We start from the raw sequence: 14088 nt of genomic DNA on the forward strand, positions 1-14088 counted from the left end.
CCGGAAGGGATTGAATCCCGGCAGGCCAGGCGCCATACCATGGATAGCGGTATAAATTCAGCTTAATCGATCCCGCTTCCGGGGAGAAGCCTATGCGCATGGTACTGGCACTGATACTCGTCGTCGCGGCCCTGGGGGCGGCCGTATACGCCCACCTCCAACTCGCCCGGCAGGTCCCGGCACCCCAGCGTCGCTGGTCGGGTCACGTCGTGCTTCTTGCGGTGGCCATCGCCTTTGGCTGGGTGGTTTCGACAGTTTACATGAGCGCGGAGGAAGGCGCGGCGGTGACCGTATTCCTGACGGCGTTCGGGGTGACTCACATGCCCCCGGCCATCGTGCTCTGGCTAAAAAGGCACCAGCGTCGCCAGCAGTGATGGTTACCGGTGAATATTGCCAATCTGCGGTCGTCCGAGTAATATCACCAATACTGTACATTTAAACAGTATCGGTGAGCCCATGAAAACCCGCGGAACGTCGCTCAACCCCACCAACCGTTATCAACCGATCGTCACCGACCGCTCGGAGGACGACGGCTGGTACCAGGACCCGCCCGACCAGCTGTGCCCGGATTCCATGGCCACCGAGGTCACCGATGAGCAGGTGCGCACCATCATCAGCCGCAACCAGTCACCGGATGTGCCTTTCGACCAGTCCATCAACCCCTACCGGGGCTGTGAGCATGCCTGCGTGTACTGTTTCGCCCGGCCTACCCACGCCTACTGGGACATGTCGCCTGGCCTCGATTTCGAGACCCGACTGATCGCCAAGCCGGGAGCGGCACGCCAGCTGAGGCGGGAACTCGACAAGCCAGGATACAGGCCGTCCCCCATTGCCCTGGGCATCAACACCGATGCCTACCAGCCGGTGGAGCGGGAGCGCCGTATCAGCCGAGAGATCCTGGAGGTATTGCTGGAATACCGGCATCCGGTCTCGGTGATCACCAAGGGGGCGCTGGTCCTGAGAGACCTGGACCTGCTATCGGAACTGGCCCGCCAGGGCCTTTGTTCGGTGGCCGTCAGCCTCACCACTCTCGATAACCAGCTCAAGCGGATAATGGAGCCGCGCACGGCGGCCCCGGCCACACGATTGAAGATCCTGCGGGAACTGTCCGCCGCAGGTGTACCCACCAGCATCATCATGGGCCCGGTCATTCCGTTCATCAACGATCACGAGCTGGAGCATATACTCGAAGCGGCGGCGGAAGCCGGCGCCCTGCGGGCCAGCTGGGTAATGCTGAGGCTGCCACTGGAGCTGGACAAACTGTTCCAGGACTGGCTGCAACGCCACTTCCCGCAGCGGGCGGACCATGTGATGAACCGGATTCGCGACCTTCGCGGCGGCAAAAGCTACGACAGTGAATTCGGCAAACGGATGACGGGTACGGGGCCCTACGCGGACCTGATTCGCCAGCGCTTCAACCGCAAGGCCAAAGCTCTTGGGCTGAGAGGGGAAAGGGGAACGGAGCCCCTGCGAACCGACCTGTTTCGGCGGCCCGCGGGGGATCAGTTGGGGCTTTTCTGATGCCGTCCGCTCCCAACGCGAGGAGTCGTCTCGGGCTCAGCCTGGGCGACGGGATCAGAGAAGACGCATTCACATCAGCGACTGGACCAGGCCCACGAGACTGACGGTGAGCAGCAGGCTTCCCAGGACACGGAAGAACACCGGCGTTTCCGCTCTGAGAAGATACTGGTGGGCCTTGAGCCCGAGGACATGACCCACTGCCGCGCAGGGCAGCAGCCAGAGGTGATGAATCAGCTGCAGGTCCACATCGGCCCAGACGAACGCCGCCAGCTTGATGGCCACCAGGATGAACCAGAGGGCAAACAGGGTGTCCCTGAGTTGCTCCCTCCGCAGGTGCTGGGCGGCCACCGCCATGATCAGCGGTGCGCCAATCAGCGATGTGCCACTGATGTACCCGCCAGCCATCAGGAACACGATGTCCACTGTCCGGCTGCCGCTGCGGAAGGGCCGGTTGAGGATGTAGGACAGCGAGTACATCGCCACAATCACGAAGATGATACCGCTGAGCACAGCCGATGGCAGGGTGATGAGGCCAAACACGCCAATCAGCTTGGGTACGATCATGACCGTCAGCAGGTACCGCAGATAGCGCCAGTCAACGGTGCCATCCAGAAGACCCGAGGACGCGTCCGCTCCCCGCCCCCTGCGGTTGTTCAACCAGATGGTAAGGGAGGAGAACACCAGCAGGTGAATCGAAATGATCGGCAGGTAGACCAGCGGGGCATTATGCACCAGCAGCAGGAAGGGCAGCGACAGTACAGCCCCGCCAAAGCCCAGACCGGACCTGACGAATCCGCTCCACACGAAAATCAGCGCGATCAGGACATACTGGTACAACTGCAGGTCGGACATGGTCAATCAGCGTCGTAAAGTGGGATGGCTGGCCGATCATACAGCGTTGCCCGTATGATGGTTAAATCCGGTTTCGCCATTTTAGAAGGGAGAGCGATATGAGCAAGAAAACCTCCGCCCAGCCACAAGAACCACAGAACGAGCTGGACGAAGACGCCATCGCCTTTGCCCAGGGCATTTTTGACCTTGCCAGAAATGGCGGCGCGGAAATGCTTGCGCCTCTGCTGGACGCCGGGGTGCCGGTGGATATCCGCACCAGTAACGGCGACAGCCTGCTGATGCTTGCGGCCTACAACGGCCACACCCAGACCGCTCGCCTGCTGCTGGAACAGGGTGCCGACCCGGACCTGCCCAATGACCGCCTGCAGACGCCCCTGGCCGGCGTCGTCTACAAGGGCGATATGGAGACGGCCAACCTGCTGCTGGAGTACGGCGCGGGCGTAGACAGCCGGCCGGAGGGGGCCAAGACACCTCTGATGTACGCCGCCATGTTCGACCGCACCGGGATGATCGACCGGTTGCTGGAAGCGGGCGCGGACCCTGGCCTCAGGGATGCCGATGGCCACACGGCGCTCTCCCTGGCCAGGACCATGGATGTAAAGGAGGCGGTGAGCAGACTCAAGGCCCTCAGCTAGCCGGCCGATGCCTGGCTACCAGGATCCCGGTATCGGAATTTAAATTGCGCACAATTTAATTGTACAATATTTATTATTGAGGTATGTTACTTTGCACCGCCCCTGCAAAGGGCCAGAAAATGCAACAGGAGGAAGCTCATGTCTCTCGATCAGGTTTTGTATACCGCTTATGCGGAAGCCACCGGGGGCCGCGATGGCCGTGCCGTATCATCCGATGGCGTGCTCGACGTCGCCTTGACCACACCGAAATCCCTGGGCGGTGCCGGGGGCGAGGGTACCAACCCGGAGCAGCTGTTTGCCGCCGGCTATTCCGCCTGTTTTATCGGTGCCATGAAGCTGGTCGCCGGTCAGGAAAAACTGCCCATGCCCAAGGATGTCTCCGTCGAGGGCGTAGTGGGCATCGGCAAGACCAACGATGGCATTGGCCTCGAAGTGGAACTGCGGATTTCCCTGCCCGGCATGGACGATGACAAGGCCCGGGAGCTCATTGAAAAGGCACACCAGGTATGCCCCTACTCCAAGGCGACCCGTGGCAACATTGACGTCACCCTGAACCGGGTGGACTGAGCAGACCCGGCGACACACCGCGTCACCCACAACAGCCACAGTGCCCCGGCCTGTGGCTGTTGTACGTTTAACCAGGTTAGAATCCCGTCTTCCAACCCGCTCCGGACAGAGGACGTTTTTCATGGCATGGATCAAGGCATTCATCAGTGGTTTTCTGGCAACCCTGATCTTCCACCAGGGCCTGCTGGCGGTGTTCTACTTCGCCGGCATCGCGCCCGCAGCACCCTTCAGTCTCGCACCGGTGCCTCCCCTTGGTGTGCCATCCGTTTTATCACTGGCCTTCTTCGGGGGCCTTTGGGGCATTGTGCTGTGGGCACTGGTCGGGCGCCTTGGCACCGCCGCTTTCTGGAGCCTGATGGTGATTCTTGGCGCCCTCGGCCCCACAGCGGTTGCCATGCTGGTGGTTTTCCCCATGAAGGGACTGACCGTGAGCGCCCAGATCGTGGTGGGCGGACTGATACTGAACGGCTTCTGGGGGCTGGGCGTGGCCGTATTCCAGACCCTCCTGGGCGCCCGCAACGGTCGGTTGAAATCCTGAGAAGGCACGGTGATTCCGGCCTGCCCCACCCCCGGATCAGGTCCGCAGCGCCCTAATCAAGCATCTGCAGATACTGACGCAGGACCACTGCGTTGTTGTGCTCCTCATCCTTGGAGCTGAACAATAACGTCACCGTCGATGAGTCAGCCCGCTTTGCCAGGGGCCGTAGTGTCTCGCGATGCTCCTTGAGCTCCATGAGATAGGCCCTCCGGAACTCGTCCCAGGACAGGTCGCCGGCATGGAAGTCCTTGCGAAGCTCGTCAGAGGGGGCAACGTCCTTCAGCCACTCATCCGCCTTCAGTTCGTCCTTGGCGACACCCCTCGGCCACATACGGTCCACGAGTACCCGGTACCCGTCACTCTTCGAGGGTTCTTCATAGGCTCGCTTGGTTTCTACCGTCATTACTGCCTCCGATTCCTTCAGGTGATTCTCTCTACCTTGGCCATCAGCTTGGGCCAGGCAACCGGCAATGCCTGTTCCAGGTCGTTCAGCCGCGGCGATTTCGGGTCCATGGGCGCCACCGGCTGCCGCGACGCATAAAGAACAGTGTTGTTGGTCTTGCTGGTAAACGCCATCAGCGTAGCAAACCGGCTCGCCAGATAGCGGATCAGGCGACTGTCACGGTCCGGTGGCCGGTGATAGTTCAGCACCAGCCAGCCATCATCGGACAGGGCCCGAAGGCAGAGGTCCATGAAGTGGCGCCTGGACTGGGCAGGACTCATCCGGTCCGCGCTGTACAGATCCGCGAGAATCAGGTCGGTACTGCCTGGCGGCAGCTCCTCCAGGGCACGGCGTGCGTCATTCACCCGGGTTTCCACGCGGGATGACTCCGGGAGACTGAAAAACTCGCGGGCGACCTGCAGAACCGCCTCCCGCAGATCAACCGCCAGCAGCCTGCATCCCGGCAGCAGGTGGTGAATGGCGCTTACCAGGGTTCCCCCACCCACACCAAGTACCGTAGCGTGAACCGGGGTTTGCCATGCCAGGGGCAGGAGCATCGCGCGGTTGTATTCATGAACCGGAAGCCAGGGCCGGCGGCGGTCGATCTTGCTCTGCTCGAACACCGAATCGAAACTCAATACCCGGTGCCTGCGATGGTCAATGACCATGATCGGACCCAGCCTGTCCCGGGTATGAAACACCACATCACCGGATATGGAAGGTGTCAGCATGTAAACATCCGCCCCTCATGGTGGAATGACGGCCGATGGCCTGCGGCCATAATTCGACCGTATATGGGGTTTAATTGCTACGCTTCAGTACAACATAGGGCATGAGAGAGAGCCAGGTTCCCTCTCACCCCCCTTCATTTACCAGCAGACAGAGCACGGAGGACACCATGAAAGTCGTTCACCTCAGCAGTCCCGGCGGCCTCGAGAAGCTCCGCGTTGATAACGAGGACGAACCGGGCACCCCCGGTGCCGGGGAAATCCGGGTACGGATCCACGCCAGCTCCCTGAATTTCCACGATTACGGCGTGGTCAGCGGCCGGATGCCCACGGAAGACGGTCGCATCCCCATGTCCGACGGCGCCGGGGTGGTGGAAGCCGTGGGCGAGGGCGTGACGGAATTCAGGACCGGCGACCATGTGGTGTCCACCTTCTTTCCCCAGTGGCTGGATGGCCCGGCGCGAGTGGCGGACTTCACCACCACCCCTGGCGATGGCGTCGATGGTTATGCCCGGGAGCAGGTGGTGCGGCCCGCCACCTGGTTCACTCACGCCCCTGAAGGCTACAGCCACGCCGAAGCCGCCACCCTCACCACGGCGGGGCTGACCGCCTGGCGTGCACTGGTGGTGAACGGCGGCCTGAAAGCCGGGGATACCGTGCTCACTCTCGGCACGGGCGGGGTTTCCGTATTTGCCCTGCAATTCGCCCGCATGATGGGAGCCCGAGTCATTTCCACCTCCTCTTCGGACGAAAAGCGGGACCGGTTGCTGGAGCTGGGTGCCGAGCACACCATCAACTACAAGGATGACGAGGAATGGGGCGCCACCGTCCGGAAGCTAACCGATGGCCGGGGTGTTGACCATGTGATCGAGGTGGGTGGCCCGGGCACCCTGCCCCAGTCCATCGACGCGGTGCGTATCGGCGGCCACATCGCCCTGATCGGTGTGCTGACCGGTCGCGAGGGGGAGATTCCCACCGCCAGGCTGATGGCCAAACAGGCCCGCCTCCAGGGCCTGATCGTTGGCAGTCGCGCTCATCAGCAGGCAATGGTCCGTGCTATCAACGCCACCGGCGTGAAGCCCGTGCTGGACCGCTCCTTCGCCCTCGAGGAGATCGCTGACGCATTCAACCACGAGATCGCCGGCAAGCACTTCGCCAAGATCATCCTGGAATACTGATACCGGGGAGGCAATGGTGCCTCCCCCTGACCTCCAAGGGAAGCCTCATGACGACTCTCAAGATCGACATTGTTTCTGATATCGCCTGCCCCTGGTGCGCCATTGGCTACGCCAGGCTGAGCAGGGCCATGGAAGAACTGGAAGGAGAAATGGATTTTGACATCGAGTGGCACGCCTTTGAACTGAACCCGGACAAGTCCGGTCAGGGCCAGCCGATCATCGAAGCCCTCAGCCAAAAGTATGGCCGCAGTCCCGAAGAGATGGAGGCGGCCCAGGCCGACATGATCCGGATCGCCACGGAACTGGGCCTTAACTTCGGGAAAATGCAGGAGCGCTACACCCATAACACCTTCGACGGCCACCGGCTGGTGAAATGGGCCGGCGAACAGGGCCGCCAGACGGACATGAAAATGGCCCTGTTCGACGCCTATTTCGGGCATGCCGAAAACATCGCGGACCATGACGTCCTGATTCGCTGCGTGGAGTCCACCGGGCTCGATGGCAACGACGCCCGCGAGGTCCTCGAATCCGGCCAATACGGCGAGGCGGTAAGGGAAGACGAAACCCGCTGGCAGAATGCCGGTGTGTCCGCTGTGCCAGCCTTCATCCTCAACGGCAAATACATGATCCCGGGAGCCCAGGAACCGGACACGCTGGTCCAGGCCCTGCGCAAGGTCGCCGCCGCCTGAACGGCATCCGGGGGACGATCAGGCCTCATCTGCGGGGAGCAAAAAGGTTTCTATGAAACCAGTTGCACGTTTATCGGGTCCTTGGTAATTTTATGCAACTGGTTGCTGATCGCCAACCACCCTTTGTCTGATCGACTCGACCCCCCTTCCCCTGCGGCCGGGGGGTCTTCTTTCACCAGGAGCCACCATGTCATTACCGGATATACTCAAAGGCCTGTCACTGCCGGCCGTCGCCTCGCCGCTGTTCATCATTTCCAACCCGGACCTGGTCATTGCCCAGTGCAAGGCCGGCATCGTGGGTTCTTTCCCTTCCCTGAACGCCCGGCCGGCCCACGTTCTGGAGGAGTGGCTGGAGCGGATCACCACCGAGCTGGCAGAGTACAACGCCCAGAACCCGGACAGACCCGCGGCTCCCTTTGCGGTCAACCAGATCGTCCACAAGTCCAACGACCGGCTTGAGCACGACCTGGAGCTCTGCGCCAAATACAAGGTACCCATCATCATCACCTCCCTGGGCGCCAGGGAAGACCTGAACGATAAAGTCCACTCCTGGGGCGGCATCACCCTCCATGACATCATCAACAACCGCTTCGCCCACAAGGCCATCGAAAAGGGCGCCGACGGCCTGATCGCCGTGGCGGCCGGTGCAGGCGGGCACGCCGGAACCCAGTCGCCCTTCGCTCTTGTCCAGGAAATCCGGGAATGGTTCGATGGCCCGCTGCTGCTGTCCGGCTCCATTGCCAATGGCAATGCCGTGCTGGCCGCCCAGGCCGCTGGCGCCGATCTCGCCTATATCGGCTCAGCCTTCATCGCCACCCGCGAAGCGAATGCCGACCAGGGCTACAAGGACATGATTGTCGACAGCACCGCGGAGGACATTGTCTACTCCAACCTGTTCACCGGCATTCACGGCAATTACCTGAAGAAGAGCATCGAGAAAGCCGGTCTGGATCCCAACGCCCTGCCGGAATCCGACCCCTCCAAGATGAATTTCGGCTCTGGCAGCGGATCTGAGAGCAAGGCCTGGCGGGACATCTGGGGTGCTGGCCAGGGTGTCGGCGCGGTCAAGGAAGTGGGGGATGTGCAAAGCCTGGTGACGCGGCTGAAGAAGGAATACGCCGAGGCCCGGGCCCGACTTGGTCTCACCGAAACCCGCAAGGACGCCCAGCCGGCCTGATCGGTCGGGCGTCCACAAACCACTGCCGGGCGACCATCCTCCGCACGGCAGTGGCCTTCACAGCTGGCACCGGCAAACTCCGGCCATCAGACCATCGGCAAAGTCTCCCGCGCCCACGCCAGCCACTCTTCCTCGGAGGAGATGCCCTTGAGCAGTACCCGATGTTGCAGACGCTGGGCCCGGCTCGGACTGTCGGTGGAGAAATCCCGCGCTTCGATATCGCGATAGGTCGCCAGCCGCTCCTCGTGCCAACGGATAAGGCGCTGCAGCTCCCTGCGGACACCAATGGGTCCCAATACCGCTTCCGCACGGATCTTGACCATGAGTGCCTCGTTGCTCTCCCCGGAGCTTCCCGGTTCCTCTACCCACCGCACCAGCTCGTCCCTGCCCGCCGGTAATACGTGGTAGACCTTGCGCTTGCGTCCACCCTCCTCACCTTTTTCCTCAATCTCCACCCAGCCGGACGTGGCCATGCGTCGCAGCTCCCGGTAGATCTGTTGATGGGTCGCCTGCCAGAAGTGGCCAATGGAACGGTCAAAGCGTCGGGCCAGCTGGTAGCCGGTGGAGGGTTTTTCCAGAAGCGAGGTGATCAGGGCGTGTTGAATGGACATGGGGAGGATTCTATCCCCATTGGCCCCAATCGCCAATTCGCCATTACCGGACTGCTCATGGAAAAGACAGCAGATGCCTTAATCCCGGTCCTGAGGCGCGCCGGGTCATGCCGCCGGCCAGGCGGAGTGAACCGACACCGTTAAAGTGCTAAAACATGAAAGCGGTCTTTCGGCCAGAGAAATACAATAGTGGACCCGTGCCGCTTCAACCCGCCGGAAATGTCTTCGGGCCGAGCAATGACAAACAAGAACAATGCAATCAGTGGATGCCTGAGGACACCCAGGCTTTTGGTCCATAGCCGTGAACTGCTCTTCCTGGGGACCTGCTTCGGACGCCAGGAGGCCCACCGGCGGACCCAGGACGTGCTCTATGTCGCTCTCAAGGGAAGCCTGAGGCTGCGGACGGGCCGTGGCCGCCCGACAACCGTGCGCACCTGTCTGGTGCCCACCGGCTTGTGGATCGACGAGTCCATCCTCAGCACCAGCCAGGCAGTGGTTGCGGTGTACTTCCTCGCGCCCTTTTCCCAGGACCACCCGGCACTGGCCAGCCTGATGGCGGAGGCGCTGCCGGGAATATTCTGTAACCATCCCCATGAAGACGACGTTGTCTCCGCCATGGTCGAGGTTCGACGGCAGCCCGATATCAGCGTGGGAACGGCCCTGTCCCGGGTCCGGGAACCACTCTTCCCGGACCATGTGAGAAACCTGGAATTCCGCGAGTACGATCCCCGCGTTGTCCACGTCGCCAGGCGCATCCGGGAATCCCTGACCGCCAACATGACCCTGGCTGAACTGGCGGAGGAGGTGCACCTGTCCGAATCCCGCCTGGAGAAGCTGTTCAAGGAGCAGGCGGGGCTTCCTGTCACCCAGTACCGCATGCGCTACCGGGTCTTCATCAGTACCATCATCATGGCATTGGGTTACTCAGTGACCGAAGCGGCGCTGCTGGCCGGCTTTTCCAGCTCGGCCCATCTTTCCCGCTGCTACCGTGCCATCAACGGCATCACCCCCTCGGCCACCTTCCTGCAACCTCCCTATGTGCACGCCGTTCTGGCGCCCTCGGCCTACCGCCTTGTCGAGCCCCTGCTTGAGAGCCAGTCGGTGGTTTGAAACCCTGACACCCGGTTACCAGGGCAAGGCATCGCCATTGCTGTGCCAGAACGAGCCGGTATTTTCCAGGCTCAACTGGTCAATGCGTTCCGCCAGCCCCCGGGCGGCCTCCTGGGGCGTGATCAGGCCACCGAAGTTCACCATCCGGGTCTTGACGTAGCCGGGATGGAGCTGGGCCACGGCGATACCCCGGGGCTTCAGGTCCATGGCCGATGCCCCGGTTCGCCCCCGTGATAACCAAGTGTTGCATACCGCCTCCTGTGTGCTGCTAAGGTTAGAAAGACAACATGCAGGATAGGAGACGAATGTGGAGGATCCAACCGTCATATCGGGTGACCTCAGTCCGAAACAGGCTATTCAACTGCAGAAAGACGCGGCCAGCCAGGTGATCACCTACGACGACCTGCCCACCGTAAAAACGGTTGCGGGGGTGGATGTGGGTTTTGAGAACAGGGACGTTGCCCGCGCCGCCGTCGTGGTGCTGCGACTGGATGACCTGACACCGGTGGAATACGCCATTGCCCGCCAGCCCGTACGCATGCCCTACATTCCGGGCCTGCTGTCGTTTCGGGAGTGTCCGGCCATTCTTGATGCCCTGAACCAGCTCAACCGGAAGCCGGACCTGCTGCTGTGTGATGGTCAGGGTATTGCCCACCCCCGCCGGCTCGGCGTTGCCTCCCACCTCGGCATTCTCACCGGCATGCCCACCATCGGCGTGGGCAAGAGCCGCCTGACCGGTACCCACGGGCCAGTCCCGGACATCAAGGGACAGTGGACGCCCCTGGAGGACGACAGCGAGGTGATCGGCGCTGTACTGCGCACCCGTCAGGGGGTAAAACCCCTCTACATTTCGTCGGGCCATCGCGTCAGCCTGCCCACGGCCATCGAATACGTGATGGCCTGTGTTACCCGCTACCGGCTGCCGGAAACCACCCGCTGGGCGGACGGCATCGCCTCGGACCGGGGGCAGAACTGGCTCAGGGCAATCAAAACTGACCGTTCCTGACCCGGCGTTGCCTGACGTAGCCACCTCGTCTCACTGACCCGCCTTTCCCGGCCTTTCCAGCCATTCCAAAAGCCGACTCCGGGAGGAAACCGGAAGGGCGGGTGCAACACTGCTCAAAACCTGACCTGCCAAATACCCTCTCCGGGAAGCTTTCGTGACATACCTTGCGGGCGCGTTCGTGACCCACGCACGAAGGAGTGCCATTTCGTGAAAGCCGCGGGAGATTCGGGAGACTAACGTTCGGGTGAGGGCAAAGAGCCTCCACAACACTTACAACAAAAGCACCAGAACAGGGAAAAACAACATGTTCAGAATCCTTGGCAAGAAAACAGCACTTTCTCTCCTGGCGGCCGGCAGCCTTATGGTCTCCGCGTCCGCTTTTGCCATCAGTGGCGGCGGCGACGATGGTGGCGGCGACAACGGCGGCGGCTGTGAAACCGATTGTGGCTACGAGCGCGGCCCGGATCCGTCAGTCTCCCTGCTGGAATCCTCCAGCGGCCCCTTCAGTGTTCGCACCAGCAACGTATCGAGCTTCGTTTCCGGCTTTGGCGGTGGCACCATCCATTACCCCACCGGCACGACCGGAACCATGGCCGCCATCGTGGTCATCCCGGGCTTCGCATCGGCTGAGTCCTCCATCGCCTGGTGGGGGCCGAAACTGGCCTCCCACGGTTTCGTGGTGATGACCATCGACACCAACAGCGGCTTTGATCAGCCGGGCAGCCGGGCCACCCAGATCAACAACGCCCTGGATTACCTGATTGACCAGAACAGCAGCTCCAGCAGCCCCATCAACGGCATGGTCGATACCAGCCGCCTGGGCGCGGTAGGATGGTCCATGGGCGGTGGCGGTACGCTCCGCGTCGCGGCCGAGGGTCGCCTCAAGGCGGCCATCCCCCTGGCGCCCTGGGATTCCTCCAGCACCCAGTTCCGCAGCATCACCGCGCCGACCCTGATCTTTGCCTGCGAGAACGACGCCATAGCGCCAGTGCGCAGCCACGCGGATCCGTTCTACAACGCCATTCCGTCCAGCACAGACAAAGCCTTTTTCGAGCTCAATGGCGGAAGTCATTACTGCGCCAACGGCGGCAACAGTTACAACGATGAACTGAGCCGCCTCGGTGTCTCCTGGATGAAGCTGCACCTGGACAAGGACCAGCGCTACAACCAGTTCCTTTGTGGCCCGAATCACGAGTCCGACTGGAACATCTCCGAGTACCGCGGCACCTGTCCTTACTGAGGTAGCAGGTTGACCTGAAAACAGAACGGGGTGCCCGCCTGCCGGCACCCCGTTTGTCATTCACCGGCCCCGTCGCCACCCCCCTGGCCGACCGATACACCGTGTTACCCGGCGAACGCCTGATATAATGCCGGCACCGTTAACCGGCGAACAGATAACCTCCCATGAAACTCTCCCGCATCCTAAGCAATCAGGCCGACCTCAGCCGGCAGCAGGCGAATCAGCTGATTGCCTCGGGAAGAGTTCGCGTGGATGGCGGGGTCTGTCGGACAGCGGCAACCGAGGTTTCCCGCTTCCAGGCAGTGACCGTTGATGATCGAATCCTGCAGCCCCCTCAACCGGCCCATTATCTGATGCTGAACAAGCCCGGGGGTTATCTCAGCGCCACCCGGGATGATGTACACGCAACCGTGATGGATCTGGTTCCCCGGGAATTCGGTGAAGACCTGCACATCGCCGGCCGCCTCGACCGGGCCAGTACCGGCCTGCTGATCCTGACCAACGACGGCCACTGGTCCCGGCGCCTTACCGAGCCGGTGATCAGGGTGCCCAAGGTCTACCGGGTGACCACGGCGGCTCCCATCGCGGGACATACGGCACAACGGTTCGCGGAGGGGATCTGGTTTGCCTATGAAAAACTCACCACTTCACCCGCCATACTGGAGCAGCTGGGCGCCTGCGAAGCCCGGGTAACGATCTTTGAAGGCCGCTACCACCAGGTAAAGCGGATGTTCCACGGGGTCGGCAACCGGGTCACCAGCCTGCACCGTGAACGCATTGGCGAAATCGCCCTGCCGGTGGACCTCGCACCGGGCGACTGCAGGGCGCTGACCGCCCGGGAAATTCAGTGGGTACCCGCGGCCTGAGAGAAGTGCTCCAGGATGTTGTCAGCCACCCGCTGGCCCATGGCAAGGCGGGTTTCAATGGTGCCGCTGGTGTAATGGGGGGTCAGCACCACGTTTTCCATGGCCAGCAGCTCCTCCGGCACGTGGGGCTCGTCCTCAAGCACATCCAGGGCCGCCGCCCGGATCCTGCCCTGCTGGAGCGCGCGGATCAGTTCCGGCTGATCCACGGTACTGCCACGCCCAACATTGACCAGGATTCCTTCCGGGCCCAGGGCATCCAGTACATCGCCGTTCACCATGTTCTCGGTAGCAGGTCCGCCGGGTACCACCACGACCAGGAAGTCGCTGGCGGCAGCCAGGCCAATCAGGGAGTCGTAGTAGCTGTAGGCCACGTCGGGGTTACGGTTACGCTGATGATAGGCGATGGGCATGTCGAAAGCCTCGGCCCGCTTCGCCACCGCCTGCCCGATCTTACCCAGGCCGAGGATGCCCAGACGCTTGCCGGTGACACGATTGCCCAGGGGCATGTCCTTCAGCCAGCGGCCGGCCCGGACGTTGCGTTCGGCCTGCATCAGGCGCCGGGACGAGGCCAGCATCAACGCGATGGCACCGTCAGCCACATCCGCTGTCAGCACGCCGGGGGTGGTGCCGACGACAATTCCCCGGGGTTCCGCTATGGGCACGTTCAAAGCGTCGGTGCCAACCCCGGAGGATGAGATTATTTCAAGGTTTGGCAGGGCGCGGAGCAACCACTCCGGCGCGCCCTGGGCCGCATTGGTGAGCAGGCCGCGGATAGAGGGGCCGATGTCCGCCAGCAGGGCCTCGGCTTCCCGCTGATCGGCGGGAAGTGTATGCAGGGCAAAGCGATTTTCGAGCTGTGGCACCACATTGGGGGGCAAACGTCCGGCGATCAGAAGGTTGATGGCCATTGCCGGTTTTTCCTCTGTGT

General features: G+C 62.2%; 17 protein-coding genes and 1 pseudogene. 12 read left to right on the forward strand and 6 right to left on the reverse strand.

What is annotated here, in order from left to right; genetic code table 11:
* The first annotated feature begins 92 nt into the window (after nt 1–92).
* Nucleotides 93–374, forward strand: a complete 282-nt coding sequence (locus BM346_RS06035; RefSeq protein ID WP_092009781.1) for a hypothetical protein — start codon at nt 93–95, stop codon at nt 372–374.
* 82 nt (nt 375–456) lie between these two features.
* The gene (locus tag BM346_RS06040; RefSeq protein ID WP_092009783.1) at nt 457–1521 is read left to right on the forward strand and encodes a PA0069 family radical SAM protein; all 1065 of its coding nucleotides are present in this window, start codon (nt 457–459) and stop codon (nt 1519–1521) included.
* Nucleotides 1522–1590: 69 nt separating this feature from the next.
* On the opposite strand, the gene BM346_RS06045 is transcribed toward BM346_RS06040, so the two are convergent.
* Nucleotides 1591–2373 (reverse strand): sulfite exporter TauE/SafE family protein, encoded by a 783-nt coding sequence (locus tag BM346_RS06045; protein ID WP_092009785.1) that lies wholly within the window; start codon nt 2371–2373, stop codon nt 1591–1593.
* 98 nt (nt 2374–2471) lie between these two features.
* Between BM346_RS06045 and BM346_RS06050 the strand changes: the two genes are divergently transcribed.
* The 3 genes from BM346_RS06050 (at nt 2472) to BM346_RS06060 (ending at nt 4113) form a co-directional block, all read left to right on the forward strand.
* Nucleotides 2472–3008, forward strand: coding sequence for an ankyrin repeat domain-containing protein (locus BM346_RS06050; RefSeq protein WP_092009787.1), 537 nt, complete (start codon nt 2472–2474; stop codon nt 3006–3008).
* Between the two features lie 138 nt (nt 3009–3146).
* Complete coding sequence (locus tag BM346_RS06055; protein ID WP_092009789.1) at nt 3147–3575, forward strand: organic hydroperoxide resistance protein; 429 nt, start codon at nt 3147–3149, stop codon at nt 3573–3575.
* A 121-nt stretch (nt 3576–3696) separates the two neighbouring features.
* Nucleotides 3697–4113 (forward strand): hypothetical protein, encoded by a 417-nt coding sequence (locus BM346_RS06060; RefSeq protein WP_092009791.1) that lies wholly within the window; start codon nt 3697–3699, stop codon nt 4111–4113.
* 52 nt (nt 4114–4165) lie between these two features.
* Here BM346_RS06060 and BM346_RS06065 read toward each other — a convergent pair whose 3' ends face one another.
* Nucleotides 4166–4516 carry a DUF488 domain-containing protein gene (locus BM346_RS06065; RefSeq protein ID WP_092009793.1) on the reverse strand — a complete coding sequence of 117 codons (351 nt, stop codon included), beginning with the start codon at nt 4514–4516 and terminating at the stop codon, nt 4166–4168.
* A gap of 17 nt (nt 4517–4533) precedes the next feature.
* Nucleotides 4534–5286, reverse strand: coding sequence for a spermidine synthase (locus BM346_RS06070; protein WP_092009795.1), 753 nt, complete (start codon nt 5284–5286; stop codon nt 4534–4536).
* 167 nt (nt 5287–5453) lie between these two features.
* Between BM346_RS06070 and BM346_RS06075 the strand changes: the two genes are divergently transcribed.
* The 3 genes from BM346_RS06075 (at nt 5454) to BM346_RS06085 (ending at nt 8327) form a co-directional block, all read left to right on the forward strand.
* Nucleotides 5454–6461 carry a zinc-dependent alcohol dehydrogenase family protein gene (locus BM346_RS06075; RefSeq protein ID WP_092009797.1) on the forward strand — a complete coding sequence of 336 codons (1008 nt, stop codon included), beginning with the start codon at nt 5454–5456 and terminating at the stop codon, nt 6459–6461.
* 47 nt (nt 6462–6508) lie between these two features.
* Nucleotides 6509–7150: a DsbA family oxidoreductase gene (locus BM346_RS06080; protein ID WP_092009799.1), complete on the forward strand. Its 642-nt coding sequence runs from the start codon at nt 6509–6511 to the stop codon at nt 7148–7150.
* 187 nt (nt 7151–7337) lie between these two features.
* Entirely contained in the window at nt 7338–8327 is a 990-nt protein-coding gene (locus BM346_RS06085; protein ID WP_092009801.1) for an NAD(P)H-dependent flavin oxidoreductase, read from the forward strand.
* 86 nt (nt 8328–8413) lie between these two features.
* Here BM346_RS06085 and BM346_RS06090 read toward each other — a convergent pair whose 3' ends face one another.
* Complete coding sequence (locus BM346_RS06090) at nt 8414–8938, reverse strand: PadR family transcriptional regulator (RefSeq protein ID WP_092009803.1); 525 nt, start codon at nt 8936–8938, stop codon at nt 8414–8416.
* A 237-nt stretch (nt 8939–9175) separates the two neighbouring features.
* On the opposite strand from BM346_RS06090, the gene BM346_RS06095 reads away from it, so the two are divergent.
* Nucleotides 9176–10048: a helix-turn-helix domain-containing protein gene (locus BM346_RS06095; protein ID WP_167812632.1), complete on the forward strand. Its 873-nt coding sequence runs from the start codon at nt 9176–9178 to the stop codon at nt 10046–10048.
* Between the two features lie 15 nt (nt 10049–10063).
* Here the strand turns inward: BM346_RS06095 and BM346_RS06100 are convergent.
* Nucleotides 10064–10258 (reverse strand): annotated as a pseudogene (locus BM346_RS06100) (short-chain dehydrogenase); the annotation flags it as partial.
* Between the two features lie 97 nt (nt 10259–10355).
* On the opposite strand from BM346_RS06100, the gene nfi reads away from it, so the two are divergent.
* From nfi to BM346_RS06115, 3 genes are all read left to right on the forward strand, one after another.
* Nucleotides 10356–11054, forward strand: coding sequence for a deoxyribonuclease V (nfi, locus tag BM346_RS06105; RefSeq protein WP_174805150.1), 699 nt, complete (start codon nt 10356–10358; stop codon nt 11052–11054).
* A 304-nt stretch (nt 11055–11358) separates the two neighbouring features.
* Nucleotides 11359–12294: an alpha/beta hydrolase family protein gene (locus tag BM346_RS06110; protein WP_092009807.1), complete on the forward strand. Its 936-nt coding sequence runs from the start codon at nt 11359–11361 to the stop codon at nt 12292–12294.
* A 164-nt stretch (nt 12295–12458) separates the two neighbouring features.
* Nucleotides 12459–13160, forward strand: coding sequence for a pseudouridine synthase (locus BM346_RS06115; RefSeq protein WP_092009810.1), 702 nt, complete (start codon nt 12459–12461; stop codon nt 13158–13160).
* On the opposite strand, the gene BM346_RS06120 is transcribed toward BM346_RS06115, so the two are convergent.
* Nucleotides 13139–14068 (reverse strand): 2-hydroxyacid dehydrogenase, encoded by a 930-nt coding sequence (locus BM346_RS06120; protein ID WP_092009812.1) that lies wholly within the window; start codon nt 14066–14068, stop codon nt 13139–13141. The genes BM346_RS06115 and BM346_RS06120 overlap by 22 nt on opposite strands.
* Nucleotides 14069–14088: the final 20 nt, after the last annotated feature.

The organism is Marinobacter daqiaonensis, from assembly GCF_900115285.1.
GTDB classification, from domain to species: Bacteria; Pseudomonadota; Gammaproteobacteria; order Pseudomonadales; family Oleiphilaceae; genus Marinobacter; species Marinobacter daqiaonensis.